This is a genomic window from Dongia sp., assembly GCF_041906375.1.
Lineage (GTDB): Bacteria > Pseudomonadota > Alphaproteobacteria > Dongiales > Dongiaceae > Dongia.
Genome location: NZ_JAYRJJ010000011.1, coordinates 1 through 25,609, shown reverse-complemented (window position 1 = coordinate 25,609; position 25,609 = coordinate 1). Strand labels below are relative to the sequence as shown.

The 25,609-nt window shown below is 64.5% G+C and carries 27 protein-coding genes; 9 read left to right on the top strand and 18 right to left on the bottom strand.

What is annotated here, in order from left to right:
- Window positions 1-85 precede the first annotated feature (85 nt).
- The gene (locus tag ACE3OA_RS20580; protein WP_374314336.1) at window positions 86-928 is read right to left on the bottom strand and encodes a winged helix-turn-helix transcriptional regulator; all 843 of its coding nucleotides are present in this window, start codon (window positions 926-928) and stop codon (window positions 86-88) included.
- A gap of 134 nt (window positions 929-1,062) precedes the next feature.
- On the opposite strand from ACE3OA_RS20580, the gene ACE3OA_RS20575 reads away from it, so the two are divergent.
- Window positions 1,063-2,256 (top strand): amidohydrolase family protein, encoded by a 1,194-nt coding sequence (locus ACE3OA_RS20575; protein WP_374314354.1) that lies wholly within the window; start codon window positions 1,063-1,065, stop codon window positions 2,254-2,256.
- 79 nt (window positions 2,257-2,335) lie between these two features.
- Here the strand turns inward: ACE3OA_RS20575 and htpX are convergent, their stop codons facing one another.
- Window positions 2,336-3,268 carry a zinc metalloprotease HtpX gene (htpX, locus tag ACE3OA_RS20570; protein WP_374314334.1) on the bottom strand — a complete coding sequence of 311 codons (933 nt, stop codon included), beginning with the start codon at window positions 3,266-3,268 and terminating at the stop codon, window positions 2,336-2,338.
- Between the two features lie 112 nt (window positions 3,269-3,380).
- Between htpX and ACE3OA_RS20565 the strand changes: the two genes are divergently transcribed.
- From ACE3OA_RS20565 to ACE3OA_RS20555, 3 genes are all read left to right on the top strand, one after another.
- A complete protein-coding gene (locus ACE3OA_RS20565; protein ID WP_374314332.1) occupies window positions 3,381-3,539 on the top strand; it encodes a DUF1674 domain-containing protein in 159 nt (52 codons plus the stop codon).
- A 69-nt stretch (window positions 3,540-3,608) separates the two neighbouring features.
- Complete coding sequence (locus tag ACE3OA_RS20560) at window positions 3,609-4,538, top strand: DUF1223 domain-containing protein (protein ID WP_374314330.1); 930 nt, start codon at window positions 3,609-3,611, stop codon at window positions 4,536-4,538.
- On the top strand, window positions 4,535-4,747 hold the full coding sequence (locus ACE3OA_RS20555) for a DUF1653 domain-containing protein (RefSeq protein WP_374314328.1): 213 nt from the start codon (window positions 4,535-4,537) through the stop codon (window positions 4,745-4,747). Before ACE3OA_RS20560 ends, ACE3OA_RS20555 begins: the two co-directional genes overlap by 4 nt.
- Window positions 4,748-4,866: 119 nt before the next feature.
- Here the strand turns inward: ACE3OA_RS20555 and ACE3OA_RS20550 are convergent, their stop codons facing one another.
- From ACE3OA_RS20550 to tsaB, 6 genes are all read right to left on the bottom strand, one after another.
- Window positions 4,867-5,697 (bottom strand): lysophospholipid acyltransferase family protein, encoded by an 831-nt coding sequence (locus tag ACE3OA_RS20550; protein WP_374314326.1) that lies wholly within the window; start codon window positions 5,695-5,697, stop codon window positions 4,867-4,869.
- A 2-nt stretch (window positions 5,698-5,699) separates the two neighbouring features.
- The gene (locus tag ACE3OA_RS20545) at window positions 5,700-6,518 is read right to left on the bottom strand and encodes a GNAT family N-acetyltransferase (RefSeq protein ID WP_374314324.1); all 819 of its coding nucleotides are present in this window, start codon (window positions 6,516-6,518) and stop codon (window positions 5,700-5,702) included.
- A complete protein-coding gene (locus tag ACE3OA_RS20540; RefSeq protein ID WP_374314352.1) occupies window positions 6,515-6,991 on the bottom strand; it encodes a Fur family transcriptional regulator in 477 nt (158 codons plus the stop codon). The genes ACE3OA_RS20545 and ACE3OA_RS20540 overlap by 4 nt, the downstream gene beginning before the upstream one ends.
- A 352-nt stretch (window positions 6,992-7,343) precedes the next feature.
- Window positions 7,344-7,790 carry a MucR family transcriptional regulator gene (locus tag ACE3OA_RS20535; protein WP_374314322.1) on the bottom strand — a complete coding sequence of 149 codons (447 nt, stop codon included), beginning with the start codon at window positions 7,788-7,790 and terminating at the stop codon, window positions 7,344-7,346.
- Window positions 7,791-8,001: 211 nt separating this feature from the next.
- Window positions 8,002-8,469: a GNAT family N-acetyltransferase gene (locus ACE3OA_RS20530; RefSeq protein WP_374314320.1), complete on the bottom strand. Its 468-nt coding sequence runs from the start codon at window positions 8,467-8,469 to the stop codon at window positions 8,002-8,004.
- Between the two features lie 4 nt (window positions 8,470-8,473).
- A complete protein-coding gene (gene tsaB, locus ACE3OA_RS20525) occupies window positions 8,474-9,169 on the bottom strand; it encodes a tRNA (adenosine(37)-N6)-threonylcarbamoyltransferase complex dimerization subunit type 1 TsaB (protein WP_374314318.1) in 696 nt (231 codons plus the stop codon).
- 102 nt (window positions 9,170-9,271) lie between these two features.
- Here tsaB and ddpX point away from each other — a divergent pair, with 102 nt between their 5' ends.
- Complete coding sequence (gene ddpX / locus ACE3OA_RS20520; protein WP_374314316.1) at window positions 9,272-9,823, top strand: D-alanyl-D-alanine dipeptidase; 552 nt, start codon at window positions 9,272-9,274, stop codon at window positions 9,821-9,823.
- 135 nt (window positions 9,824-9,958) lie between these two features.
- On the opposite strand, the gene ACE3OA_RS20515 is transcribed toward ddpX, so the two are convergent.
- The 3 genes from ACE3OA_RS20515 to ACE3OA_RS20505 form a co-directional block, all read right to left on the bottom strand.
- On the bottom strand, window positions 9,959-11,494 hold the full coding sequence (locus tag ACE3OA_RS20515; RefSeq protein ID WP_374314314.1) for a DHA2 family efflux MFS transporter permease subunit: 1,536 nt from the start codon (window positions 11,492-11,494) through the stop codon (window positions 9,959-9,961).
- A gap of 192 nt (window positions 11,495-11,686) precedes the next feature.
- Complete coding sequence (locus tag ACE3OA_RS20510; protein ID WP_374314312.1) at window positions 11,687-12,814, bottom strand: HlyD family secretion protein; 1,128 nt, start codon at window positions 12,812-12,814, stop codon at window positions 11,687-11,689.
- Window positions 12,807-13,319 carry a MarR family winged helix-turn-helix transcriptional regulator gene (locus ACE3OA_RS20505; protein ID WP_374314310.1) on the bottom strand — a complete coding sequence of 171 codons (513 nt, stop codon included), beginning with the start codon at window positions 13,317-13,319 and terminating at the stop codon, window positions 12,807-12,809. The genes ACE3OA_RS20510 and ACE3OA_RS20505 overlap by 8 nt, the downstream gene beginning before the upstream one ends.
- A gap of 170 nt (window positions 13,320-13,489) precedes the next feature.
- Here ACE3OA_RS20505 and ACE3OA_RS20500 point away from each other — a divergent pair, with 170 nt between their 5' ends.
- Window positions 13,490-13,990, top strand: coding sequence for a PAS domain-containing protein (locus ACE3OA_RS20500; RefSeq protein ID WP_374314308.1), 501 nt, complete (start codon window positions 13,490-13,492; stop codon window positions 13,988-13,990).
- Between the two features lie 40 nt (window positions 13,991-14,030).
- Here the strand turns inward: ACE3OA_RS20500 and ACE3OA_RS20495 are convergent, their stop codons facing one another.
- Both ACE3OA_RS20495 and ACE3OA_RS20490 read right to left on the bottom strand, forming a co-directional pair.
- Window positions 14,031-15,104 (bottom strand): isopenicillin N synthase family dioxygenase, encoded by a 1,074-nt coding sequence (locus tag ACE3OA_RS20495; RefSeq protein WP_374314306.1) that lies wholly within the window; start codon window positions 15,102-15,104, stop codon window positions 14,031-14,033.
- Window positions 15,105-15,209: 105 nt separating this feature from the next.
- A complete protein-coding gene (locus ACE3OA_RS20490) occupies window positions 15,210-16,769 on the bottom strand; it encodes a D-aminopeptidase (protein WP_374314304.1) in 1,560 nt (519 codons plus the stop codon).
- Window positions 16,770-16,887: 118 nt separating this feature from the next.
- Here ACE3OA_RS20490 and arsA point away from each other — a divergent pair, with 118 nt between their 5' ends.
- On the top strand, window positions 16,888-18,657 hold the full coding sequence (gene arsA, locus ACE3OA_RS20485) for an arsenical pump-driving ATPase (protein WP_374314302.1): 1,770 nt from the start codon (window positions 16,888-16,890) through the stop codon (window positions 18,655-18,657).
- Between the two features lie 81 nt (window positions 18,658-18,738).
- Here the strand turns inward: arsA and ahpF are convergent, their stop codons facing one another.
- The 4 genes from ahpF to ACE3OA_RS20465 form a co-directional block, all read right to left on the bottom strand.
- A complete protein-coding gene (gene ahpF, locus ACE3OA_RS20480; protein WP_374314300.1) occupies window positions 18,739-20,319 on the bottom strand; it encodes an alkyl hydroperoxide reductase subunit F in 1,581 nt (526 codons plus the stop codon).
- A 189-nt stretch (window positions 20,320-20,508) separates the two neighbouring features.
- Complete coding sequence (gene ahpC, locus ACE3OA_RS20475; protein WP_374314298.1) at window positions 20,509-21,072, bottom strand: alkyl hydroperoxide reductase subunit C; 564 nt, start codon at window positions 21,070-21,072, stop codon at window positions 20,509-20,511.
- A gap of 121 nt (window positions 21,073-21,193) precedes the next feature.
- Window positions 21,194-21,793: a malonic semialdehyde reductase gene (locus ACE3OA_RS20470; protein ID WP_374314296.1), complete on the bottom strand. Its 600-nt coding sequence runs from the start codon at window positions 21,791-21,793 to the stop codon at window positions 21,194-21,196.
- 80 nt (window positions 21,794-21,873) lie between these two features.
- The gene (locus tag ACE3OA_RS20465; RefSeq protein WP_374314294.1) at window positions 21,874-22,428 is read right to left on the bottom strand and encodes a NifU family protein; all 555 of its coding nucleotides are present in this window, start codon (window positions 22,426-22,428) and stop codon (window positions 21,874-21,876) included.
- Window positions 22,429-22,645: 217 nt separating this feature from the next.
- Here ACE3OA_RS20465 and ACE3OA_RS20460 point away from each other — a divergent pair, with 217 nt between their 5' ends.
- Window positions 22,646-24,088: an adenylate/guanylate cyclase domain-containing protein gene (locus tag ACE3OA_RS20460; protein ID WP_374314292.1), complete on the top strand. Its 1,443-nt coding sequence runs from the start codon at window positions 22,646-22,648 to the stop codon at window positions 24,086-24,088.
- Window positions 24,089-24,311: 223 nt separating this feature from the next.
- Window positions 24,312-24,527 (top strand): DUF1127 domain-containing protein, encoded by a 216-nt coding sequence (locus ACE3OA_RS20455; RefSeq protein ID WP_374314290.1) that lies wholly within the window; start codon window positions 24,312-24,314, stop codon window positions 24,525-24,527.
- A gap of 67 nt (window positions 24,528-24,594) precedes the next feature.
- Here ACE3OA_RS20455 and ACE3OA_RS20450 read toward each other — a convergent pair whose 3' ends face one another.
- Entirely contained in the window at window positions 24,595-25,581 is a 987-nt protein-coding gene (locus ACE3OA_RS20450; RefSeq protein WP_374314288.1) for an aldo/keto reductase, read from the bottom strand.
- Between the last annotated feature and the right edge of the window lie 28 nt (window positions 25,582-25,609).

The following is a 25,609-nucleotide window of genomic DNA, read 5'->3' as shown; positions in this document are numbered from 1 at the left end:
CGGATTTTTTATGAAAGATTGATCGGTCCTGACGTTAAGGCCGCCCAGCGCACCCCCTCAACGTTTTTAATTCAAACGCCGTACCCTAAAGAAATGTTGGGCTAAGGATCGGCATGTCGGGGAGATGCCGCGCCGCTGCCGCGCGCAAGGCCCGCGAATCGCCGGGGTCGACCAGCCACAGCACCGCATGGCGGCGGTGCCGCTTGATGGCATGGCGGCCAAGGGCTTCCGGCAGGTCGCTGTCGATCGCCGCCAGCGGCTCGATGCCGGCTTCCGCAAGCACGGCGCGGGCGATTCCGGCGCTCTCGGACCCCCCGAAAAGGATGATTCCGGCGCCATAATATTGTGTGAGGAAGCCCTCGAACGCTGCCTTGAGCTGCCGGTAAAGGCGCAAGCCTTCCTGCACATAAACGCGCTCCAGCTCACCCAATTGCACCTGCCCGGCCTCCGTCAGCACATATTGATAGCCGCTGCCGCGCCCCGCCGGCCGCTCGAGTTTGGCCAGCCATCCGGCCTTTTCACCCCGCGCGGTATAGGCATTCACGACGGCCAGCGACACATCGAGCGCCGAGGCGAGGCGCCGCTGCGAGAGGAGCGGGTCGGCCCGGTAGGCCGCCAGCACCCGCAAGGCGAGCTCGCGTTCGACATGGCGCTTTTCCTGGCGGATGCGGGGAAAGGGATAGCTGCCCAGCAGATTCTCGCGGCCCCCGGAAGGCACCTCCGCCTCCCTGGCATGGAGGGCGGTGAAATAGGTGAGGGCCCAGTTCTTGGCGGCGGCGAGTTCGGCCTGGCCGGTGCTTTTGACCAGCGGCCGCTTTCCTTCCGGCCGGCGGAAGGCTGCTTGCCAGAAGCGGGTCGGCCGGTCGCCGCGCTTGAACAGCCGTATCGCGCGCCCGGCCAGGAAGACCGATCGGCCACGGTCTTTCATGCTCTCAAAGGTGTGTGCAAGGTGTGTGCATGTATGGCACCATAACAGAAGCTTCACATGACGCAAATCTGCGCTGCGCCCATGGCGGGGCAAGCCGGCATCGGCTAGAAACAAAGGGAAAAACGGGGGTGAGGATGGGACAGGCGCTGGTCATCCGCAGTGTTAGAACGCCGAACGGCGATCTCCGCGATATCCGCCTCGAGGGCGGCCGCATCGCGGGCATCTTCCCCGCCGGCAGCCCCCTGCCGCCGGAAGCGGATGTGATCGACGGGGCCGGGCGCCTGGCGCTCCCGGCGCTGGTCGAGGCGCATTGCCATTTCGACAAGACGCTCTGGGGCCAGCCCTGGCGGCCCAACACCGCCGGCCCCACCTTGCGCGACTATATCGACAATGAACGGCGCATCCTGCGCACCTTCGACATCCCCATCGCCAGGCGGGCAGGCAGGCTGATCGAGCACTGCATCGCCAAGGGCTCGCTCCACTTCCGCTGCCATATCGATGTCGACCCGGAATTCGGCCTGTCCCATGTCGAGGCGATGCTGGCCCTGCGCGAGACCTATCGCGGCATCATCAGCATGGATTTCGTCGTCTTCCCGCAGACCGGGATGCTGATCCGGCCGGGGACGGTGGCGATCATGGAAGAGGCGCTGAAACTCGGCGTCGAGAATGTGGGCGGGCTCGACCCCGCCGGCATCGACAACGACCCGATCCGGCATCTCGAGACCATCTTCGGCCTCGCCGAAACCTATGGAAGGGGCGTCGACATCCATCTCCATGACCGGGGCGAGCTGGGCCTGTGGCAGATCGAGCGCATCGCCGATTTTGCCGACCTGGCCGGCCTTGGCGGCAAGACGGTCATCAGCCACGCCTATTGCCTGGGGCAAGCCAGTGAGGCGCGGCTGCAGAAGATTGGGGCACGCCTTGCTGCTTCCGGCATCAGCATCATGACGACGGCGCCCGCCGATTGCCCGGCCCCGCCGGTGGCGACCCTGCGCGCGGCCGGGGTCAATGTCTGCATGGGATCGGATGGCATCCGCGATGCCTGGTCGCCGCTCGGCACCGGCGACATGCTGGAGCGGGCACTGTTTCTTGCCCTTCGCTTCGACTGGGCCAAGGATGCGGAACTGGAAGCGGCCTTCGATTGCGTAACGGTGGGCGGCGCCAAGGCGCTGGGGCTTGAAAGTTACGGATGGGCGGTGGGGAATTTCGCCAATCTGGTGCTGCTGCCGGCGGAAAATATCGGCATGGCCATCGCCGAACGGCGTCACGACCGCCTGGTCATCGCCCAGGGCAAGGTGGTGGCGGAGAACGGTGTGTTTCTGGGATAGGCTTATCCGCTGCGCAAACCCCCACCCTAACCCTCTCCCTTCAGGGGGAGGGTTAGGGTGGGGGTGGGACCGCGCCGCTTCATCCCCAGGGACCGCTCCGCCGGTCGATCGTTGGAATGCGCGAGCGGCGGGTGGCCGGGCGCGGGGCGGCGGCGAAATTTGCTGGATTGCCGGCCGTCTCCATCGCCAGCAGGCGCTCGATGCGGTTGGCGACATGCGGGTGGGTCGAAAACAGGCTGTCGCCGGTGCGGCCATGCAGCGGGTTGACGATGAAGAGATGGGCGGTCGCCGGATTGGCTTCCGCCATGTCGTTGTCGATCACTTCGGCGCCCTGGCTGATCTTGTTGAGCGCGCTGGCAAGTGCCCGGGGCTGGCCGCAGATCTCGGCACCGACGCGATCGGCTTCATATTCGCGGCCGCGCGAAATCGCCATCTGCACCAGCATGGCCGCAAGCGGCGCCAGCAGCATCACGACGAGAGAGCCGATGGCGCCCAGCGGATTGTTGCGCTCGTCGCGCCCGCCCATCATGCCCAACCAGAGCAGCGAATTGGCCAGCATGCCGATGGCGCCCGCCAGCACCGCCGTGATGGTCATGGTGAGCGAATCGCGGTTCTTCACATGGGCGAGCTCATGCGCCATGACGCCGGCAATCTCGTCCCGGTTAAGCATGCGCAGCAGGCCGGTGGTGGCGGCCACCGCGGCATTCTCCGGATTGCGGCCCGTGGCGAAGGCATTGGGCTGGTCATTGTCGATGATATAGACCTTAGGTGTGGGGAGCCCCGCACGTTGGGCAAGCCCCGCCACGATCCCTTCCAGCGGATGGCCGTCGGCCGGCTGCGCGCGGTACATGCGCAGCACGATCTTGTCGGCATTCCAATAGGTGAAGAGGTTCATCACCAGCGCCATGCCGAAGGCGAAGATGACACCCGTCTGGCCACCGATCACATAACCGACCGCCAGGAACAGGCCGGTCATCGCGGCCAGAAGCAAAGCGGTCCGCATGTAACCCATCTGTCGTCTTTCTCCCGAACGAGGATCAACAATTCGAGTGGGGAGATTGTCATGGCGCCGGCCCGAATCAAGCCCTTGACGTCGGCGCCGGCCGACCTATCGTCTTAACGTCATGAATAAAACCGACGAAAAACCCGCGGCCCAGCCCGTCCCGCCGCCGCAGAAGCCGGAGGCGCCCGCGACGCCGCCCAAGGAATTCGGCGGGCCCGCCGGGCCCGAACCCACCCGCTATGGCGATTGGGAGCGCAACGGCCGGGTCAGCGACTTCTAACCGTCAAAAGGACCCCCGGCACGGGAAAGTGAGTGGCGGCCTTCCGCCCACGGCCCTAAATTCATTCCTATGCTCAGTCGCCTGATTAAATCCGCGCTCCTGGCGCTTTTCCTGCTGCTCCCCGCCGGCCTTGCCGCCGCGCAGAGCAGCAGCGATTTCGTCCAGCCCTTTGCCAGCCCCGGCGGCTCTGGCCCAAATCTGGGCGGGCCCGGCCTGGGTGGAACCCCTGGCCTGGAACCCCCGGCTTATGACTCGCCCAGCAGCCTCAATCCGGCCGCGCCGCCCCTGACCGTGCCGGTGGGACCGGTCCTCACGCCGGTCGCCCTGGAAACGCCGTCGGCGCCGGTCGTGGTCGAACTGTTCACCTCGGAAGGCTGCTCGACCTGCGCGCCGGCCAACGATTACCTGCGCGAGCTTTCCACGCGGCGCAATCTGCTGCCGCTCTCCTTCCATGTCGATTACTGGGACTATACCGGCTGGAAGGACCGCTTCGCCGATCCGGCCTTCGCCGACCGCCAGCGCGCCTATGCCGCGGCCCGCGGCAAGTCGATGATGTACACGCCGCAGATGGTCATCGCCGGCGCCATCGAATCCGTCGGTACCGACCGCAAAGCGGTGGAGAAGGCGCTGAAGAAAGCCGACCGCCGCCACACCATGTATGAACTCAGCCTCGCCAAGGACCCGCAAGGCGGCATCCATCTCGGCCTGCCGCAGGCAACGCTGTCGGTGCCAGCCAGCCTCTGGCTCGTGACCTATGTCTACCAGGGCGCCACCGATATCCAAGCCGGCGAGAATCGCGGCAAGCATATGATCACCACCAATGTCGTGCGCACCCTGCGCAAGGTGGGCCAGTGGGACGGGCGCGCCGAAGACCGGCTGATCAGCCTCAACGCTGCTGAAATCGCGGCCAAGCCCGATGCCTGCGCCATCATCGCCAACGAAGCCGAATTCGGCCCCGTCGTTGCGGCGGCCGCCTGGGAATTCAAGGATCTGTGGTGAGCGACTTCAAGGCGACCCACTGCCATTACAAAGGCGGGCTCTATCAGAAACTGTTCGACGCCACGCATAGCGAGACGGAAGAACTGCTCACCATCTATTTGACCTCGGACGGCCGACCCTTCGCACGGCCGAAGGCGATGTTCGATGGCGTGACGGAGGATGGGCAGCGGCGGTTCGCGCCGATTGAAGATACGCCTCGCAACAACTAGCCGTCATGGTCGGCGCAGGCCGACCACCCACGAGTTTGCTTCAGTGAGATCAGATCCAGGCTAACGAAATTCGTGGGTGGTACGCCTTCGCGTACCATGACGAATACACTTGGCGAGAGCTATTCCACCTTGCCATGCAGCGCTTTGGCGACGCCGCCGGAGATTTCTGCGTAGCAATGCTGGGTCAGTTCCTTGCGCGAGCGGAAATCGGCGATGGTGACGGGGTCGTGGAATTCGACCACGACGCGGGCGGGGCCGAGGCGCGCGAACTGCCACAGATGGCTGCCCAGGGTCATGTCGCCATACCAGGCGAGATAGGCCCGGTTGCGATAGCCCATGGGCAATGAGTTGAGCTTGGTATAGCTCACCGAGACCGGCTGCACGGTGAGCGCTCTGCCGCGCGCTTCCCGTTCGGCGACGCTGAGCAGCGCCGAGCGGAAGGGCAGCACCGCATTGCCGTCATTCGAGGTGCCTTCGGGAAAGAGAATGAGATTGTCGCCGGCATCCAGCCGCCGCTGCAGATCGTCGCGCTGGCGGTGCGTGGTGTGGCGGCGGCGATCGACGAAGACCGTGCGCTGCATCTTCGAGAGCCAGCCGAAGACCGGCCAGGATCCGACCTCCGTCTTGGCGACGAAGCTACCGCGGATGAGACTGCCCAGCACTGGAATGTCGAAATAGGAGGTGTGGTTGCTGACGAACAATGTCGGTGCCGCCGCCGACATGCGCCCGCGCACCTCGACATCGAGGCCGATGATGCGGCAGGTGAGGCGATGATAGAAGCGCGGCAGCAGATTGCGCGCCGGCACGCGGAGCAGCAGCACCACCAATTGCAGCGGGCTCAAGGCCAGCGTGATCCCGAGATAGGCCGATAGCCGCAAGGTGCCGAGCAGGCTCGATCCCTCGTCGAGATCGAAATGCCGGGCAGGCTTGCGCCGCCTTGCCTGGACCATGGTCAGGAATCGCCGCCGTAATCCGGCCGGGTGTAATGCTTCATGTATTTGTCGGTGACTTCGGCGGTCACGACGACGATGGAAACATCGACCGAGCCGAATTCATGATCGATCACGGCGCCGTCGCCGACATAGCCGGAGAGGCGCAGATATCCTTTGATGAGGGGCGGCAGGCTTGCCAGCGCGCGCTTCTCGTCGATCGCCTCCAGCGGCAGCATGTTCATGTCGACATAGCGGTCGGCCAGGGCCCGGGGGCGAAATTGCGGCGGCGCCAGATGCCGGTGGTGGAGATAAGAGAGCGCCATGCGATGCGCTTCCGGATCGGTGCCGGGGAAACTGGCGCAGCCGAACATGATCTCGACCTTGTGGAAGAGGATATAGTCGGTGATCCCCTTCCACAGCAATTGCATCGCCATCTTGTTGCGATAGGCGGGATCGACGCAGGAACGGCCAAGCTCCAGAATCTCGCCCGGCCGGTTCACCAGAGGCGAGATGTCATACTCGGCGATCGAATAGAAGCGCCCGGCGCGACGAGCCGCTTCCCGGCGCAGCAGGCGATAGGTGGCAACAATGCCCTTGACGCCCGACCCGCGCTTGCGGTCGACGACGATGAGATGGTCGCAATAGGGGTCGAAGGCGTCGAAGTCACGGCCCACCCGCAGCATCTCGGCGCTGGGCTTGGCGTTCATCTCGCCATAGAAGACGCGGTAGCGCAGTTCCTGGGCGGCGAGGATCTCAGCCTCGGTTTCCGCCAACCGGGCCTCAAGATCGCCGACGATGACTTCGACCGGCCGCTCGCGCCGGGCCGCAGCCACAATCATTTGCCGCCGCCCGACGGGAGGACGCGCTTGGTCCGGCCGATGGCGCTTTCATCCGCCTCGCCATCCTTGTTCAGCGGCACGGCGTAAAGCTCCAGCCGGTGGCCGACCAGCTTGTAGCCAAGCTCGGCGGCGACGCCCTTTTGCAGCTTCTCGATCTGCTCGTTGGTGAATTCGATGACACGGCCGGACTGGATGTCGATCAGGTGATCGTGGTGATCGTCCTTCGCCTCTTCATAACGCGCGCGGCCGTCGCCGAAATCATGGCGCTCGAGAATGCTCGCTTCCTCGAACAGGCGTACGGTGCGATAGACGGTGGCCAGTGAAATGCCGGGATCGATCTGTGCCGCGCGCCGATGCAGCAATTCGACGTCCGGGTGATCCTGCGCTTCCGAGAGAACGCGGGCGATGATCCGACGCTGGTCGGTCATCTTCAGCCCTTTTTCGATACACAGCTTTTCCAGCCTCGATGGCACGCCCGCCTCGCCTGTCATGATGGTTTTGGTCAAATCAGCGACATCCCGATATGGAGTTCCGTTGGTCCCTTGGAAGGAACGATCTTCCGGCTCCGGTTCAACAGGCCCCATTTAACAGGAAGACCCGTTCCGGGCCAGTCCGTGTCGATGACAAACTGCCACGCACTTGGCTGCCGCGCCCTTGGCTGCCGCGCGCTTGGACCCGTCGGCATCCTGGCTGGGAGCTATTGTGCCTTGGTTAACCGCCAGACGCCAAGAGTCTTGCATCCGACCCTCGAAAGGCTTTCGGTGCAAGGGCTTAGCTGGCAGGAAGCAGGTCCGGGATCGTTAAGGAAAGGCTGAAACGGGGAATCTAGCCGCGCCGGCGGGCGGGGCGCTTGCGACCGCCGCGGCCGAGGCCGAATTCGCGGGCGAGCGAGGAACGCTTCTTGGCGTAATTGGGCGCCACCATCGGATAATCCGCCGGCAGGCTCCACTTCTCGCGGTACTGCTCGGGCGTCATGTCATAGGCGGTCCGCAGGTGGCGCTTCAGCATCTTCAGCTTGATGCCGTCTTCGAGGCAGATGAGATAGTCGGGGGTCACCGATTTCTTCACCGGCACCGCCGGCTCCTTGTCGGCGACCAGGGCGGGGCGCCCGTTGCCGGCAAGGGCTGCCTGGCTGCTGTTGAGAAGACCGGCGCGGGTCTCGGCGATGACGCGCGGGATATCGCTGATGGAGACGGTGTTATGGGACAGATAGGCGGCAGCGATCTCGGCGACCAGGGGCAGCAAGGGATCGTTCTTGAGCGCGTCGCTCATGGCACTGTTCCTTTTCAGCGGTCGGCCGCATTTGCGGGCGGGCCGTCGGGTGCGGAAGCTGCTCTTGTGAAAAGATCCGGCCGATCCGCAATATTGGCGTCGGATACATAGGACAGAGGTTCGCGGCTTGGCAATGAAACCAAGCTCAATATTTGCAATTCTCACACATATTTCCGCGTTTTCGACGGGATTTATCGCGAATGCAGGGGGATTATAGAACTTTGTCAAACATCACGGCGTCAGTCGGGCCGGGATAGTATTGCTTGCGCCGGCCGCAGACAGAAAAACCGCTGCTTGTATAACAGGCCAGCGCCGCTTGGTTCCCATCGGCCACTTCCAGGAGGGCGCGGACGGCACCCCTGGATTTCGCCGCCTGCAGCAGCGCCTCCAGCAATGCCGCGGCAAAGCCATGGCCGCGTTGGCCGGGCAGAATCCCCAGCAGCAGCAATTCGACCTCATCCGCCGCCTGCAGGGTCAGGCCGAAACCGATCGGCTCCTCGGCGAGGCAGGCGATCAGCCCGGATGCGCCGGGCATGGCCAGCACATCGGCAAAGGATTTCGCCGTCCAGGGGCGGTCCCAGACGGCGCTGAAGCAGCGCCGGTGCAACTCCGCCAGCAGCTCGGTGTCGAAGGGGCCGATGGGCCGGGCGGCCAAGGCGGGCGGCGCATCGGTCGTCATGGAATCAGACCGCCTTGGGTACGGAAACGTCGGCCGGGCGCAGATAATGCGGCACGGCCTTCTGCCCGTAACGCGCCGCTCCGTCAGCGGCCAGGCGCAGGATCGCCGCGGCATCGGCGGCGGCCGGCAGGCGGCGGGTCCCCGGCATTTCCGCCGGCCACAGATCCAGCCCGTCGCCGGTGAGGATCGCCGGGGGTGCCGCTTTGAGATCGGCGGCGATCTCCTCCAGCGTCATGAAATGCGGCGCCTGGCGAAAGAGAAGATCGGCGTCGAGACGAGCGAGAAAGGGCTCCGCGCGCCGGCTGTCGATGAGGACCAGGATGTCGCCGGCAGACCCCTCGCGCTCCGACGCGGGCAGTTGCGCCGCCGCTGCCTGGAAATTGCTGATGCCGATGACGGGCTTGCCCAAGGCAAGGCCCAGTCCGCGGGCGGTGGCCAAGGCGATGCGCAGGCCGGTGAAGCCGCCGGGTCCGATGCCGACGGCGAGCGCGTCGAGATCGGCTGGTGCCACACCCGCCTCACCCATCACCGCCTCGATCATCGGCACCAGCACCGCGGCGTGGCCATGTTTCAGATCGACCTTGCGCGCGGCCAGCATGGTGAGCGCGCTGCTGCCGGCACCTTCTTCTGCAACCCGGCCCAGCGCCACCGAACAGGTGTCGCCGGCGGCGTCCATGGCCAATATCAGGCGCTCTTGCATCAGGGAAATCCGTCGTGACCTCTGGCTGCGGGCCGAGCCCCCTTACGAGCCCGGCTGCAATCTGCTAAAGGCGGTTTAGAACTCTCCAGCACCGGTGGCAAGATGAGCCTCATTGAAATTACGCCAGCAGGTTTCGACGTCGACATTTCTCTGGTCTATGCGACGCCCCACAATCTCAGCGGGTCGGTCATCTATAAGAGCCCCGATTGCTACCTGCATGAGCGAGCGGCCGATCTGCTGCGCCATGCGGTGCATTTGGCCCAGCCGCTGGGCCTGCGCTTCAAGATCTTCGACGCCTATCGCCCGTCCGAGGCGCAATGGGCCCTGTGGAATGCGTTGCCGGATCCCGAATTCGTGGCCGACCCGCGCCGCGGTTCGCCGCATACGCGCGGTGTCGCCATCGATCTCACGCTGGTCGATGCTGCGGGCCGCGAGCTCGACATGGGCACCGGCTTCGACGAGGCGGTGCCGCAATCCCACCATGGCTCGACCGAGGTTTCGGTGGCGGCGCAGCAGAACCGCTTCACGCTGCTCGGCATCATGATGGCGGCTGGCTGGGACAATTACAAAAACGAGTGGTGGCACTACCAGCTCTTCAACAGCCGCGACTATCCGCTCATCGAGCAGGCGCAGCTGCCGCGGCCGATGATGTAAATCGGGCGGCGTCGGCCCCCCACCCAACCCTCCCCCCTGAAGGTGGGAGGGCTTTGGATCGACGCCGATCGTACCAGCTCGCTCTAAACTCCTCCCACCTTCAGGGGGGAGGTCGGGAGGGGGGCTAGTGTGATATCAATCCGCCACGGCCTGCATCGCCGGCGCCGGGGTGCCGGCGACCTTGCGCGGCTTCTTCAGCAGCACCAGCAGCGGGACGGCGCAAAGCGTCACCCACATCATCAGCACGAAATCGTCGATATAGGCGATGCTGGCCGCCTGGCGCGTGACCTCGGCATCGAGGGCGGCCAATCCGGTCGCCGAATCGAGCGACCAGCTTTGCGGCAGATAGGGCGCCTGCATCATCGGGTTGAAGATGCTGACATGCTCGGCGAGGCCCGCGTGATTGGTCTGCGTGTTGCGCGAGAGCAGCGCCGTCACGATGGAAATGCCGATCGAGCTGCCGATATTGCGCATCAGGCTGAACATGGCGGCGGCTTCGGTCCGAAGATGCGGCGCCAGGGTCGAGAAGGTGAGGGTGCTCAACGGCACGAAGATGAGGCCCAAGCCCAGGCCCTGAATGACGCCGCTTTCCACCAGCATGAATTCGGTGACGTCGAGGCTGAAGCGGCCCATCTGAAAGAGCGAGAAGGAGGTGAGGGCCAGTCCTAAGAAGATGAGTGCGCGCGTGTCGACCTTGCCCATCAGGCGCCCGACCAGCATCATCGACACCATCGTGCCGAGCCCGCGCGGCGCCAGCAGATAGCCGGTGGTGACGACCGGATAGCCCTTGAGATGCTGCAGGAAGGGCGGCAGCAGCGCCATCGTCGCCAGCAGGATGATGCCGATGATGAAGATGAAGACGAGGCCGATGACGAAATTGCGGTCGAGGAACAGGTGCCGGTCGAGAAAGGGCCGGTGATGCGTCAGCATGTGGGCGACGAACATATAGAGCGCCAATCCCGCGATCAGCGCCTCGATCTGGATCTCGGTCGATTCGAACCAGGCCAGCAATTCGCCGCGGTCGAGCAGCATCTGCAACGCGCCGATGGTGAGGGCAAGAAAGGCAAAGCCCAGGCCATCAAAGGCGCGGGTTGGATCCTTCTCCGTCTCCGGCACGAAAGCGAGAATGCCGGACAAGGCGAGGAGGCCGAAGGGCAGGTTGATGAGGAAAACCCAGCGCCAGTTGTAATATTCGGTGAGCAGCCCGCCGAGTGTCGGACCCAGGATCGGGCCGATCATGACGCCGACACCCCACATCGCCATCGCCTTGCCATGTTTTTCGCGCGGATAGGTGTCGAGCAGGATGGCCTGGCTCAAGGGCACCAGGGCTGCGCCGAAAACGCCCTGCAGCAGGCGGAAAAGCACCATCTGCTCAAGGCTCGCCGCCAGCCCGCACAGCATCGAGGTGAGGGTGAAGCCGATCACCGACCAGACGAACAGCCGCTTGCGGCCGAAGCGCGTGGAGAGAAAGCCCGTGGCCGGCGTCATGATGCCGGCCGCCACGATATAGGAGGTGAGCACCCAGGACACCTGATCCTGCGTCGCCGACAACGAGCCTTGCATACGCGGCAGCGCCACATTGGCGATGGTCGTATCCAGCGCCTGCATGATGGTCGCCAGCATGATCGATACCGTGATCAGCATCGGCGATGATTTGGCGGAGATGGTCATGGGTTGGATCGAGTCTTCTTCTGTACGACCCCCTCACCCTGACCCTCTCCCGCGAGGGGAGAGGGAAGGTGTTTCGCTCGGGAGTATTCGGTCTGTTGCACGGGAAGGCTGTTGCCGATCTTGCGCCAAGCCCCTCTCCCCTCGCGGGAGAGGGGTTGGGGTGAGGGGCGGCAACTGACGGAATTCATAGACCTATTCCACGCCCACCCAGGCGGCGGCGGATTTGATGAAGGCGGGGAGGGCGCGGTGGTGTTCGGTGTCGATGTCGACGACCACGCTCATGCCGGCGCGCAAGGGATTGTCGGCGGTGCCGGCTGTCGGCTTGATATGCAGCCGCACGGGGATGCGCTGCACCACCTTGACCCAGTTGCCGGTGGCGTTCTGCGGCGGCAGCGCGCTGAATTCGGCCCCGGTCGCCGCGCCAACGCTGTCGACCACGGCGGTGAATGGGGTGTCGGGATAGGTGTCGACGCTGATCTCGGCCCTCTGGCCCGGCCGCACATAGGTAAGGTCGGTCTCCTTGAAATTGGCTTCGACCCAGAGACCTTCTTCCGAAACCAGGCTGAAGACCGGCCGGCCGGCGGTGGCGTAATCGCCGGGGCGCAGATTGTCGATCTTGGCGATGATGCCGGCGGCCGGCGCCAGCACTTCGGCGTGGCGCAGGTCGCGCAGCGCTTCGTCCACCTTGGCCTGAGCCGCCCGGTAGCGCGGATGTTCTTCCGGATTGACCTCCGGATTGCCGCCCAGTTCAGCGAGCAGCCGGTGCATGTCCTCGCGGATGGAGGCCACCTGGCGCTGCGCCACATCGCGCTCGTTGCGCGCGGCGTCGAATTCGGATTCCGAGATCACCTTGCCGGCGACCAGCTTCTGGCGCCGCTGGTATTCGCGCTCCGCCATGCCGAGCGTCGAGCCCGCCGCTTCCAAATCCTGCTGGCGCTGGCGATAGCTGGCTTTCAGGGCGGCGATGTCGTTGAGCACCGTTTCGCGGTCGGCCTCGGCCTGCGACAGCGCGATCTCAAGCGGTTCCTTGTCGAGGCGGAGCAGCGGCGCGCCTGCGGCCACGGTCTCGTTCTCATGCGCCAGCACCGCGACGACGCGGCCGGAGATGTCGGTGCTGACCTGCACCATATGCGCCTTCACATAGGCATTGTCGGTGCCGACGAAGCGGCCGCCGGTGACATAGAGGAAGGCCGCACCGACCAGGACGGCCGCGGGTGCCACGCCGAGCAGAACCACGCGGCGATAGCGCCGCCACAGGCTGGGTCTGGATTGGTGGGCGGTGTCGGTGCCCGTCAGCGGGGCGTTTTTTTCATCAGGCATGTTGCTTCACTTCGGCAGGTTGGGTCGCGTCGTCGAGATCGGCGTTGTTGAGGGACCGGACCAGATTGGCGCGGACGCGCTGCAGGGAGGCCAGCAGGTCGCTGCGGGCTTCGTCGGAAAGGCCGGCCAGCATCACCTCGCGCATTTCGGCGCCGAGCTCGCGCTTCATCTCGATGATCGGGCGGGCCTTGTCGGTGAGATAAATCCGGCGCGCGCGCCGGTCGTTGGGGTCGACGCGCCGCTCGATCCAGCCCGTTTCCTCAAGCCGGTCGAGATGGCGCACGATGGTGATCGGTTCGACGTCCAGGAAATCGGCGATCGCCGCCTGGTTCGAGCCCTCGTCGCGGGCCAGATAGGAAATGACCATCCATTGCGCGCGCGTAAGGCCCACATGCCGCATGCGCCGGTCGAAATCGCGGCGCATCAGCCGGGCGGTGTCGTAAAGCAGCAGGCCGATGCTGGGCGCCGCCGGATCGTGGGTGTCGGACAAAACAGCCTCGCTCATAATAGGTGAGCATAAGATAAGTATGCTTACTATATTTGCAAGCGCCGAACTATATTTGCAGGCGCCCGAGAGCCGAAAATGCGGGTTCTTAAGAAATTCTTCGCTGATCGTGTGATTTCTGCCGTGTCATCCGTTCGGCCCAGGCCGAAGAATCGAAAAAGTTGAGCATCTTGGCACTATCCAGAGACTATCGCAGGACGATCGGCACCGCTTTCCTCGACATCTGCTCACCAGCAGTCGCTGATTTCTATCGCTATTGGGATGGTAAGCGGAACGGCCGGGCGATGCCCGCGCGGGCCGATATCGATCCGATCGAGATGAAGCCCTGGCTGCCCGGGATCATCTTGATAGATATTTTTTCCTATCCGGATCGCATGGTCTACCGGCTGGTCGGGTCGCAATCGGTCGAAATGCGCGGGCGCGATGTCACCGGGCTCACGGTTCAGGAAGGGTTCCACGGCCCCAGCCTCGATGAAGTGCTGGAGAACTACCGGGTCGTCGTGACGGAACGGAAGCCGGTCTATGACATCGAGGGCCTCTATTCGGCCAATGGCAATCTGAAGGACAGTGAATCCCTGTTGCTGCCCTTGTCCTCCGACGGCAGCCGCGTCGACAAGGTCATCATCTATCTCGTCATCAGCCCGGTTTTGCCAAAGCTGTTGGGCAAATGATCGCGCCGGAAGCCGCGCGCGCCGGTCCCTACCCTCAATTTCAATAAGCCGAGCCCGGACCGGCGGGCTTGGCCAGTTCTTCTTGTGTCAGTTGGTCGGCATAGTGGCGCCGGGCGACGTCGGGGTGGGAGCGCAGGCGGCCCTTGAGATAATTCTTGCCGACCTCGAGGAAGAGCGGGTTTTGCGGATCTTGCGCCACCCCCTTGGCCTCGGCCGCGAGCTCCGGCGACAAGGTGAGGACGGGGACGACCGAATCGAGCCGGGCACCCAGGAAGAAGGCGATCGACAGCCGGTCGGTGCCGGCGGGCGGTGTCGTCACCCGGTGCATGGTCGCGCGCAGATAGCCGTTCGAGGCCATCTCCAGCAATTCGCCGACATTGATGATGAAGCTGCCGCGCAAAGGCGGCGCGTCGATCCAGCCCCCGTCAATGCCAGCCTGGGGGCCTTCGACCTGCAGCCCGCTTTGTTCGTGTTGGGCCAGGATGGTGACGAAACTGCTGTCCTTATGGGCGCCGACACCCTGTTCGCTTTCGGTCGCGTCGCGGCCGGGATAGCGGATGATCTTCACCAGCTGGTTGGGCTTCTCGGCATAGATCGGCTCGAACACACCCTCATCCTGACCGAGCGCGGCGGAAAAGGCGCGCACCAGGCGAATGGCAAGATCCGTTGCTTCCCTTTGCCAGCGGAGGATTGCCGGGCGCAGTTCGGGCAAGGCCTGCGGCCATTGGTTGGGACCCTGCAGCCGCACCCAGGCTGGGTCGCCGGCCTTGGGCGTCAGCCTTTCGCGCTCGGCGCCGACATCGAGCTGTTCGCGCCAGTCCCGCTGGCCCCGCGTGTGTTCCCAGCCGATCCGGGTATAGCCGCGAAAATGGGGCGAATTGATCATTTCGACGGCGGTCTTCTCGGCCTCGGGCAGGTCGAAGAAGCGCCGCGACAGGGCGAAAAGCTGGTCGAGGAATTCCTGCTCGATGCCATGGCCGACGAGATAGAAGAATCCCGTGTCGCGCGCAGCCACGCGCAGCTTTTCCAGAAAGGCCGATCGCTGCGCCGGTCCACCGTCGAATTCGCGGAAATCGAGGATGGGAAGCGTTTGCGCTTTCACCGCTGCATTCATGATCTCATCTCCCTGGCGTTCGGGCGTTCGGGCAGCCGCCGGCAAGTCTAGCAGCGCAAACCAGCCGGCAGCCTCAAGAAAAACTGTTCCCGTCGCAAGTCAGGGTCAATCCATGCGCGCGTAGACGAAGCGCCTTGCCAGCCAGCAGCCGAGCTTGATGCCAGTGATGCGGCCCTTGTCGTCGCGGGTGAAGGCGAGGGTCCAGTCGCCGGGCGGGAAATGATCGACGCCGCGTGGGCAGGGCATGACCCAGAGGTCGCGGCCGATCGGTTCCAGCATTTCCATGCGCCCGTCACCCAGCACGCCGGAACAGGCGCCATAGAAGTGCCCGCCGGTGTCGACGATGGCGAGTTCCGCGCCGAGATCGGCACAGTGATAGCGCCCTTCTATGTCGCGTTGCGCCGTGCCGCCGCTCTGGACCAGCACCGAGCTTTGATTGTCATGCGGCAGGTCGAGCCGCAGGCCCTCTGCCCCCGCGCTGAGCCGCAGGCCCGACTCCGGTTCCAGCGCGCTGCCGTCTTCCTGCAAGGTCAGGTCATCCGAACCGGTGCCGTAATGCAGCGTCACGGTGCGCGGTCCGGTCTTGACGATGCGGACGGACAGGTCCGTTTCCGGTTCGATATAGGTGCCGGCCCAACCCGGCGTCGGCAACGCGGTTGTGTCCTTCGGCTTTTCGATGTCGAGCACGGCCGCCACCAGTTCCTCGGCGGCGTCGCCGGGGCTGGCATTGTGGTTGAAGAGGACGACGACCGAGAGTCGCTCCGACGCCATATGCAGCCGCTGGCTGCGCCAGCCGCGCAACGCCCCGCCATGGCGGGTGACGGCTCGTCCGAACATCGTCTCGCGCGCCAGGCCAAAGCCATAGGCGGCGGGCCTGCCGTCGCTGAACGTGACCGGGGCCGAGATGCGGCGATAGAGGCTGCTCGCATCGTCGCGGGTTGCGTCGATATAGGCTTCCCAGGCGATCATGTCGTCGAGGCTGGCGCCGATCGAAGCGTCGCCGCCCGACCAGAACATGCCATTGACGGCCGGCCGGAAACCGCTCGCCACATCGCCTTCATAACCCTCGCTGCCGTCGGGCATGGCGCGCGTATCGGCGGCGATGAAGGCCGTCTTCATGCCGACGGGATCGAAGATGCCTTTGCGCACCAGTTCGGCATAGCTCTGGCCCGTTCGCGCCTCGAGAATGTCGGAGAGGATGCGGAAATTCTGATTGGCGTAGGAATAGCGCGTGCCCGGCGTGAATTGCAGGCTGCGCGTGTTGCCGATGAGGCGTGCCGCCTCGCGGTTGGCGAAGGGCGTTTCGGCCAGGGCACCGTGCAGCATCGCCACGGCCCAGTAATCCTGCAGGCCCGACTGGTTGTGGCAGAGCTGGAGCGTTGTCGGCGCCTTGTCGCCGAGATGCGGCAGGCGTGCCTTCACATCGGCATCAAGGACGCTGGGGTCGGGAAAGGATTTGAGCAGCAGCGCGCAGGTGAAATGCTTGGTGATCGAGCAGATGCGGAATAGGGATTGCGGCGTGAAGGCGATGCGCCGTTCGGCATTGGCCCAGCCCCACGCATGGCGCAGGATGGGTTTGCCATCCTTCAGCACGGCCACCGCGCCACCGGGCCCCGCATAGGTCTGCGGCAGCTTCTGCATCACCCGCTCCAGGCGGGCGGTCACCGACGTTGTCATTTCCTGAGTCACCGGATTGATGAATATGAGGGGCTGAACCTATATCCTTCCCGCCGATCCTGGTAAAGAAGCTGACCCGGAAGACACCGCGTTGGAAAGATTGCACATGCCGCTATTGCCGCTGCAGATTCTCGCCGAGCCGACCCGGTTCATCTTCTTCACCGGCAAAGGGGGCGTCGGCAAGACGGCCTTGTCCTGCGCGGTGGCGCTGGCGCTCGCCGATGCCGGCAAGCGCGTGCTGCTGATCAGCACGGACCCCGCTTCCAATCTCGACGAGATGCTGGGCGTTCCCCTGGAACGCCAGGCCAGACCCGTTCCGGGCGTGGCGCGTCTTTTTGCGCTCAACATCGATCCGGAAGCAGCGGCCGAGGCCTATCGCGCCCGCGTCATCGCCGCCATGGGTGCGGCCGAGCCGTCGGAGATCGCCAAGGTGCGCGAACAGCTTTCCGGCGCCTGCACCACCGAGATCGCGGCTTTCGACGAGTTTGCCGGCCTGCTGGCCAGCGAACATGGCGAGGGCAACAGCTATGATCATATCGTCTTCGACACGGCACCCACCGGCCACACCCTGCGCCTCCTCAGCCTGCCCAAGGCCTGGTCGTCCTTCCTGGAAACCAATGAGCGCGGCGCCGCTTGCCTGGGGCCGCATTCCGGCCTGCAGATGCAGCTCGCCATGTTCGAGCGCGCGCTGCAGGCGTTGACCGATTCCAAGCTCACCACCGTGGCGCTGGTGACCCGGCCGGAACCCTCGGCGCTCCGCGAAGCGGCGCGCTCGGCGCAGGAGCTGCAGAGCCTTGGCCTCGCCAACCAGCGGCTGATCGTCAACGCCGTCTTCACGGCCACCGACCATGCCGATGTCATTGCCCTCGGCATGGAAAGACGCTGCCGGCAGGCCTTGGCCGCGCTGCCGGATGCCCTGGCCAAGCTGCCGCACGACGAAGTGCCGATGCGGACCTACGACATGGTCGGGCTCAAGGCCTTGCGGGATTTTCTGGCGGTCGAACAGCCCAGCCACGCTTTGCCGCCGCCGGCAGCGGTCCCCGACGATCCAAAGCTGAAGGCGGTCGTCGACGATATCGAAGCCGGCGGCAGCGGCATCGTCATGGTGATGGGCAAGGGCGGCGTCGGCAAGACGACCATCGCCGCCGCAATCGCCGTCGAACTTGCCGCCCGCGGCCATCCGGTCCATCTCACCACGACCGATCCGGCGGCACATCTGGCCTGGACGCTGGCCACCAGCACACTTCCGGGCCTCAAGGTCGACCGCATCGATCCGGTGGCGGAAACGCAAGCCTATATCGACCGCATCCTGGCGACGCGCGGCGTTGGCCTCGATGCCGCGGCGAGGGCCTTGCTGCTCGAGGATCTACGCTCGCCCTGCACCGAAGAGGTCGCCGTCTTCCATGCCTTCTCGCGCATCGTGGCAGAGGGGCGCAGCGGCTTCGTCATCATCGACACGGCGCCGACCGGCCATACGTTCCTGCTGCTCGATGCGACCGGCGCCTATCACCGCCAGGTGCTACGCGACTATCAGCAGCCGGGGCAAGGCGGGCGCCTGGTGACGCCGCTGATGCGCCTGCAGGACCCGGCCTATACCAAGATCCTGCTGGTAGCACTGCCCGAAACGACGCCGATCAGCGAAGCGGCCGCCCTGCAGGAAGACCTGCGCCGCGCCGGGATCGAACCCTATGCCTGGGTGATCAACAATTGCCTGGCGCCGACCGGCACCCGGGATCCCCTGCTGCAATACCGCATTGCCGGCGAACGCCGACAAGTCGCCCGCGTGCGCGACGGGCTCGCCAAAAGGCTGGCGCTCGTCGCCTGGAAGCCGGAACCGCCGGTGGGCGTCGCTGCCCTGCGGCAGCTAATCAGTTGAGCGGCATCGGCGCGCGGCGCAAATGAAAAGCGCCGGAAACCCTGTCGGTTCCCGGCGCTGTCCCAGTCAATGTCGCAAGGTTCAGGCCGCCGCCTTCTCCTCCGCCGGGACCGTGCGGATGAGATGGTCGAAGGCGGCAAGAGAGGCCTTGGCGCCTTCGCCCATGGCGATGATGATCTGCTTGAACGGCACCGTGGTGGCATCGCCCGCGGCAAAGATGCCGGGCTGCGAGGTTGCCCCGCGATGGTCGATCTCGATCTCGCCGCGCGGGGTGAGGGCGATGCTGTCCTTCAGCCATTCGGTGTTCGGCACCAGGCCGATCTGTACGAAGATGCCGTCCAGATCGATGCGGTGCTGGGTGTCGCTGTTGCGGTCCTTGTAGCTCAAACCCACCACCTTGGCGCCGTCGCCATGCACTTCGGTGGTCAGCGCCGACGTGATGATGCTGACATTGGCAAGGCTCTTCAGCTTGGCCTGCAGCACCGCATCGGCGCGCAAGCTGCCGTCGAACTCGATCAGCGTCACATGCGCCACGATGCCGGCCAGATCGATCGCCGCCTCGACGCCGGAATTGCCGCCGCCGATCACCGCCACGCGCTTGCCCTTGAAAAGCGGGCCGTCGCAATGCGGGCAATAGGCAACGCCCTTATTGCGGTATTCGGCCTCGCCCGGCACGTTCATCTGCCGCCAGCGGGCGCCGGTGGCGAGGATCACGCTGCGTGCCTTCAGCACCGCGCCGCCGGCGAGATGCACTTCGGTGAGACCACCCGGCACCTTGGCGGGCACCAGCTTTTCGGCGCGCTGCAGGTTCATGATGTCGACGTCATACGATTTCACATGCTCCTCGAGCGAGACGGCGAGCTTGGGCCCTTCGGTATGCGAGACGGAGATGAAATTTTCGATCGCCATCGTGTCCAGCACCTGGCCGCCGAAACGCTCGGCGGCGATGCCGGTGCGGATGCCCTTGCGCGCGGCATAGATCGCCGCTGCGGCACCCGCCGGGCCACCACCCACCACCAGCACGTCGAAGGGCGCCTTGGCCTTCAGCTTTTCGGCTGCCCGTGCCTCAGCGCCCGTATCGATCTTGGCGAGAATCTGTTCGAGATCCATGCGGCCCTGGCCGAAGGGCTGGCCGTTGAGGAAGATCGAGGGGACCGCCATCACCTGGCGCCCATCGACCTCGGCCTGGAACAAGGCGCCGTCGATGGCGACGTGGCGGATGCGCGGGTTGAGGACGCTCATCAGGTTGAGCGCCTGCACCACGTCCGGGCAGTTCTGGCAGGATTGCGAGAAATAGGTTTCGAAATGATAGTCGCCGTCCAGCGCCTGAACCTGTTCGATCACATCGGTGGCGGTCTTCGACGGATAGCCGCCCACCTGCAGCAACGCCAGCACCAGCGAATTGAACTCATGGCCCATGGGCAGGCCGGCGAAGCGGACACCGACGGCGGTGCCGGTGCGGTGAATGGCGAAGGAAGGTTTCCTGGCATCGTCGTCGCGGCGGGCATAGCTGATCTTGTCGGAAAGCCCGGCGATCTCCTGTAGCAGGGCCTCGGTCTCACGCGCGCCGTCGCTGTCGTCGAGCGAGGCCACCAGCTCCACCGGCTGCGTGATGCGCTCCAGATAGGCTTTCAGCTGTTCTTTGAGGTTGGCGTCCAACATGACGTGGCTCTCCGATTGAATTCTGTGTTCGTAACCACTCTCCCGTCATGCCCGGGCCCCGTCGGCGCATGCCGACATGCGTCGGCGGGGTCCCGGGCATCCACGAGTACAGCCTGCGACTTGAAGAAACTCGTGGATCCCCGGGCCAAGCCCGGGGATGACGAAGGAGTGGTGGGCGAAAGCGTGGTCTTAGATCTTGCCGACCAGGTCGAGCGACGGGGCAAGGGTCTTGGCGCCTTCCTTCCAGGCCGCCGGGCAGACTTCACCCGGATGCGAATGGACGTATTGCGCCGCCTTGATCTTGCGCAGCAGCTCGGTGGCGTCGCGGCCGATGCCGCCGGCCGTGATCTCGACGATCTGGATGATGCCGTTGGGATCGACGACGAAGGTGCCGCGATCGGCAAGGCCCGCTTCCTCGATCAGGACCTCGAAGTTGCGGCTGATCTTGAGCGTCGGGTCGCCCAGCATCGTGTATTTGATCTTCTTGATGGCGGCCGAGGTATCGTGCCACGCCTTGTGGGCGAAATGCGTGTCGGTCGAAACGCTGTAGATCTCGACGCCGAGCTTCTGGAATTCGGCGTAATTGTCGGCCAGATCCTCAAGCTCGGTCGGGCAGACGAAGGTGAAGTCGGCCGGATAGAAGAAGAAGACCGACCACTTGCCCTTCAGATTGTCCTCGGTGACCGTGACGAACTTGCCGTCCTTATAGGCTTCGGCCTTGAAGGGTTTAATGGCGGTGTTGATCAGCGACATCTTTTAAGCTCTCCACTCATGATTGGATGAAACGGTGAGGGAGAGATAGAGAGTTACGATCGATTGAGGAAATTGAAAAAAATTGAATGATTGATCGACTAAGTCGATTAGTCTGGCCGCATCACGCGATCCGGCAGGCTTCCGCGAAGTCGAGCCGCGGGTTGCGCGGGTGCAGGGATGCCTTGTCGCCATAGCCGATATTGCAGATGAAATTGGACCGCCAGCTGGTCCCCGCAAAAAAGGCCTGGTCGACCTTGGCCTTGTCGAAGCCGGACATCGGCCCGCAATCAAGGCCCAGCGACCGGCAGGCCAGGATGAAATAGGCGGCCTGAAGCGTGCTGTTGCGGAAGGCGGTCTCCTCGATCGCCGCGGGCTTGCCCGCAAACCAGGAGCGCGCCGTGGGATCGTGGAACAGGCGCGGCATCAATTCGTAGAATTCCATGTCCATGGCGAAGATGGCCGTGGCCGGTGCCGCCATGGTCTTGGCGCGGTTGCCGTCGGAGAGGCAGGGCTCGAACTTCTTCTTCGCCTCCGCCCCGCGCACGAAGAGGATGCGCAAGGGCTGGCAATTGCCGCTGGTGGGCCCCATGCGGGCGAGGTCGTATGCTTGCTGCAGCAGCGCGTCGGGCACGTCGCGATCCTGCCATTTCGAATGCGTGCGCGCTTCGCGGAAAAGGAGGTCGAGGGCGGCATCGTCGAGAATCGGCAAGGCTGCGGTCATGGGCGGATTCCGGGATCAGGAGTGAGAAACGAAAAGGGGCGCCGGATGGGCGCCCCTGATTGTGTTTTGGAAATCCGGGATCAGACCGGGCGGACTTCCAGAACTTCCGGCACGTAATGGCGCAGCATATTCTCGATGCCCATCTTGAGGGTCGCGGTCGAACTGGGGCAGCCCGAGCAGGAACCCTGCATGTGCAAGTACACGACGCCGTCCTCGAAGGAGTGGAAGACGATGTCGCCGCCATCCTGTGCCACGGCCGGGCGCACGCGGGTCTCCAGCAGTTCCTTGATCTGGATGATGATCTCGTCTTCATCCTCGTCGCTGCCGGCTTCCGTTGCGACCACACTCTCGACCAGCATGACCGGCTGGTTGGTGGTGAAGTGCTCCATGATGATGCCGAGCAAGGCCGGCTTCAGCAGGGCCCAATCCTTTTCGTCGGCCTTGGTCACGGTGACGAAGTTGCCGCCCAGGAAAACCCGGCGCACGCCCTCGACGTCAAAGAGGCGGCTGGCCAGCGGCGAGCGCTCGGCGCCCTCGGCGCGGGCGAAATCGGCGGTGCCCTCACCCATGACGGTGCGGCCGGGCAGAAATTTGAGCGTTGCCGGATTTGGCGTTTCTTCGGTCTGGATGAACATGGCGGAACTCCGCTAAGATGAATCTCGATGGCTTCCAGGCAAGTTAGCGCGGGATGGCGCGCCTTCAACCCTTATTTTGGCCAGTGTATCGGCCATGGCTCTCATCCTTATTGAAAATAGGGGTTAGAGCGGGGACGAAGTGTCGGCGTTAAAAGGTATTTGAGCCCAGCCATTGGGGCCCCATATACCGCCCACGCGAACTCGAATAAGGCTCAAAATGGCCAGCGCACCGCAAGCTCAACACCCGGCCAATGACGACGACCTCAGCGACGGTATGCCGCGCCCCGGTATTGGGATCGCGGGTGGCATGCAGGGCGCCCAAATCAGCCCTGCGCCGCGTGCAGGCTCGAATGAGGCCCAGATGCGGGCGCGTCCGGACGGTGCGCGCCTCCCCGGCCATGCCGATCCCAGCATCGCGTCCCCGGCCCTGCTGCCGCTGGTGGCGCGCGCCATGGCGGGCGAGGCGTGTCTCGGTTGCCCGGCGGTCGAGGCGGCCTTCCGCTGGCTGCTCGACGAAGGGCGCCTCATCGGCGATCTCGGCGAACTGGTGACGGCGCTTGCGGCACAGCTCACCGAAAACGGGTTTCCGCTGCTGCGCTTCTTCATCTCGGTGCGCACGCTGCATCCGCAGATCGCTGCCACCGGCTATGCCTGGAGCCGCGGCGATTCGCAGGCCAAGCGCGTGGCGCGCGACCATGCCGTGCTCTCCAGCCCCGAATTCCTCTCCTCGCCTTTGCGCCTGCTCTATCAGGGCGACGAGCCGGAAATCCGCCGCCGCCTCACCGGGCCGCTGGCGCGCTTCGACTTTCCGATTCTTGAGGACATGAAGAAGGCCGGCGCCACCGATTACGCGATCTTCGCCATCCGCCTGCCGGGCGGCGTGCGCTCCTCCGTCTCGATCACGACCGATGCGCCGGACGGTTTTCTCGATGTGCAGATCGATGCTTTCCGCACCCTCATCCCGCTCCTCAGCCTGGTGATCGAGGCGCGCGAATGGGCCTATATCGCCCGCTCGCTCATGCATGTCTATCTGGGGCAGGGGGCGGGGCAGGCGGTCCTCTCGGGCCAGATCCAGCGGGGCGATGCGCGCACCATCGCGGCGGCCATCTGGTATTGCGACCTGCGCAACTTCACCCAGATGTCGAACGAGTTGCCGCGCGACCTCGTCATCGCGACACTCAACGATTATTTCGACACCATCGCCAAGCCGGTGGTGGAGCGCGGCGGCGAAATCCTGAAATTCATCGGCGACGCCATGCTGGCGATCTTCCCGATGGATGACGATCTCGACCGCGACAACAAGATCCGCATCGCCCTCGACGCCGCGATCGGCGCCCTCGACGGCCTGCGCGAACTCAACGAACTGCGTGCCGCCACGGGCCAGGCGCCGCTCCATGTCGGCATCGGCCTTCATGCCGGTTCCGTCTCCTACGGCAATATCGGCGCCGCCCATGGCGAGGATGCGCGGCTCGATTTCACCGTCATCGGCCCGGCTGTCAATCTGGCGACCCGGCTCGAGGGCCTCTGCCCCATGCTCGACCAGCCGCTCCTCGCCTCCCGCCAGTTCGCGTCGGTTTGCGGCTCCCGTCTCAAATTCCTCGGCACCCACCCGGTCCGGGGCTTTGCCGAACCACAGGACGTTTTCGGCTTGCCGGATTGATTTAACTATATCTAGGTTAAGTCCTGAAGGTAGCCCGGAATTGCTGCGACGCGATATCGCAACCTTTATAATAACATATATTTATCAATATATTATCTGACACGTCCTGCTTGGAAAATGGCAGCGCGCGAAAATTATATTGCGCTGCAATATTTGTCTGACTATATTTTTCACAGGTTCTGGGAGGCTGCTGAATGAAAAACCCCGTTTAAGGACCCGTCACATGCAGCTTCTGTCGATGCTTGATCTCACCTTCCGCCGCTGGCAGCGCTACGGCGAAGTGCGCCGTGAGCTGGCGACCTATACCGACCGCGAACTCGCGGATATGGGCCTCTACCGCAGCGACCTTCCGCAGGTCGCCCGTGAAGCCGCCGCCCTGGTCCAGCCGGGCAAGGCCGCGGCGCAACAGCCGCACTTTGCCAAGGTCGCCCACTCCTAATCAGTCGATCGGCGCCCGCAGACACCCGGTCGCAGACATCTGGCCGCAGACATCCGGCGCGGGATCGTCAGCGATCGACCGAGCGCATGTTCTGCTCGCTGTAGCGCAGCCCCGCGATGCTGCCGGGCGGGAGCGCGCCGTCAAGCTGCCTGAGTTCATCGGCCGTCAGGACGATGTCGGCGGCAGCGATGTTTTCCAGCAGATAGGTCTGCCGTTTTGTACCGGGAATGGGGACGATGAAATCGCCCTTGGCCAGCAGCCAAGCCAAAGCGAGCTGTCCGGGTTTGACGCCCTTTTTGGCCGCCAGATCCTGCACCAGCTTTGCCGCCGTCATGTTGGCGTCGAAATTGGCGCCCTGGAATCTCGGATCGTTGCGCCGGAAATCGCCCTCGGCATAGGCATCCGCAGGCCGCGCTGTCCCGGTGAGGAAGCCGCGCCCCAAGGGGGCAAAGGGCACCAGGCCGATGCCCAGTTCCTTGAGGACCGGGATGATATCCCCTTCCAGATTGCGCTCCCACAGTGAATACTCGCTCTGCAGGGCCGACACCGGGTGCACCTTGTGCGCGCGGCGGATGGTCTTGGCGCCGGCCTCGGACAGGCCGAAATAGCGCACCTTGCCGGCCTGGACGAGGCCCGCCACGGTATCGGCCACATCCTCAATGGGAATCGTCTTGTCGACGCGGTGCTGATAGAGGAGATCGATGTGATCGGTGCCGAGGCGCCGCAGCGAGGCGTCAACCACCTCGCGGATATGGCTCGGCCGGCTGTCGGTGCCGTTGATCTTGCCGCTCTCGATGCGGAAGCCGAATTTGGTGGCGATGGTGACCTCGTCGCGCCGGCCCTTGAGCGCGCGGCCGAGCAGTTCCTCATTCGCAAAAGGCCCATAAACCTCGGCCGTATCGAGGAAAGTGCAGCCTTCGGCGATGGCACGGTGAATGACGGCGATGGATTCCCCCTCGTCGGCCGGGCCGTATGACTGGCTCATGCCCATGCAACCCAGGCCCAGGCACGAAACCTCGAGACCTTGGCGACCCAGTTTTCGTTTGGCCAGCATGGGCCCCCCTTCTTCCGCTAAAAGAAAC

Bases quoted from the DNA above. Each gene is read 5' to 3' on its own strand.
- ACE3OA_RS20575 (WP_374314354.1), top strand. From the start codon at position 1,063: ATGGGACAGGCGCTGGTCATCCGCAGTGTTAGAACGCCGAACGGCGAT.
- ACE3OA_RS20455 (WP_374314290.1), top strand. From the start codon at position 24,312: ATGCAGCTTCTGTCGATGCTTGATCTCACCTTCCGCCGCTGGCAGCGC.
- ACE3OA_RS20505 (WP_374314310.1), bottom strand. From the start codon at position 13,319: ATGAGCGAGGCTGTTTTGTCCGACACCCACGATCCGGCGGCGCCCAGC.
- ACE3OA_RS20470 (WP_374314296.1), bottom strand. From the start codon at position 21,793: ATGACCGCAGCCTTGCCGATTCTCGACGATGCCGCCCTCGACCTCCTT.
- ACE3OA_RS20560 (WP_374314330.1), top strand. From the start codon at position 3,609: ATGCTCAGTCGCCTGATTAAATCCGCGCTCCTGGCGCTTTTCCTGCTG.
- tsaB (WP_374314318.1), bottom strand. From the start codon at position 9,169: ATGCAAGAGCGCCTGATATTGGCCATGGACGCCGCCGGCGACACCTGT.
- ACE3OA_RS20580 (WP_374314336.1), bottom strand. From the start codon at position 928: ATGAAAGACCGTGGCCGATCGGTCTTCCTGGCCGGGCGCGCGATACGG.
- htpX (WP_374314334.1), bottom strand. From the start codon at position 3,268: ATGGGTTACATGCGGACCGCTTTGCTTCTGGCCGCGATGACCGGCCTG.
- ACE3OA_RS20545 (WP_374314324.1), bottom strand. From the start codon at position 6,518: ATGATTGTGGCTGCGGCCCGGCGCGAGCGGCCGGTCGAAGTCATCGTC.
- ahpC (WP_374314298.1), bottom strand. From the start codon at position 21,072: ATGTCGCTGATCAACACCGCCATTAAACCCTTCAAGGCCGAAGCCTAT.
- ACE3OA_RS20465 (WP_374314294.1), bottom strand. From the start codon at position 22,428: ATGTTCATCCAGACCGAAGAAACGCCAAATCCGGCAACGCTCAAATTT.
- ACE3OA_RS20530 (WP_374314320.1), bottom strand. From the start codon at position 8,469: ATGACGACCGATGCGCCGCCCGCCTTGGCCGCCCGGCCCATCGGCCCC.
- ddpX (WP_374314316.1), top strand. From the start codon at position 9,272: ATGAGCCTCATTGAAATTACGCCAGCAGGTTTCGACGTCGACATTTCT.
- ACE3OA_RS20450 (WP_374314288.1), bottom strand. From the start codon at position 25,581: ATGCTGGCCAAACGAAAACTGGGTCGCCAAGGTCTCGAGGTTTCGTGC.
- ahpF (WP_374314300.1), bottom strand. From the start codon at position 20,319: ATGTTGGACGCCAACCTCAAAGAACAGCTGAAAGCCTATCTGGAGCGC.
- ACE3OA_RS20510 (WP_374314312.1), bottom strand. From the start codon at position 12,814: ATGCCTGATGAAAAAAACGCCCCGCTGACGGGCACCGACACCGCCCAC.
- ACE3OA_RS20565 (WP_374314332.1), top strand. From the start codon at position 3,381: ATGAATAAAACCGACGAAAAACCCGCGGCCCAGCCCGTCCCGCCGCCG.
- ACE3OA_RS20515 (WP_374314314.1), bottom strand. From the start codon at position 11,494: ATGACCATCTCCGCCAAATCATCGCCGATGCTGATCACGGTATCGATC.
- ACE3OA_RS20495 (WP_374314306.1), bottom strand. From the start codon at position 15,104: ATGAATGCAGCGGTGAAAGCGCAAACGCTTCCCATCCTCGATTTCCGC.
- ACE3OA_RS20550 (WP_374314326.1), bottom strand. From the start codon at position 5,697: ATGGTCCAGGCAAGGCGGCGCAAGCCTGCCCGGCATTTCGATCTCGAC.
- ACE3OA_RS20460 (WP_374314292.1), top strand. From the start codon at position 22,646: ATGGCCAGCGCACCGCAAGCTCAACACCCGGCCAATGACGACGACCTC.
- arsA (WP_374314302.1), top strand. From the start codon at position 16,888: ATGCCGCTATTGCCGCTGCAGATTCTCGCCGAGCCGACCCGGTTCATC.
- ACE3OA_RS20535 (WP_374314322.1), bottom strand. From the start codon at position 7,790: ATGAGCGACGCGCTCAAGAACGATCCCTTGCTGCCCCTGGTCGCCGAG.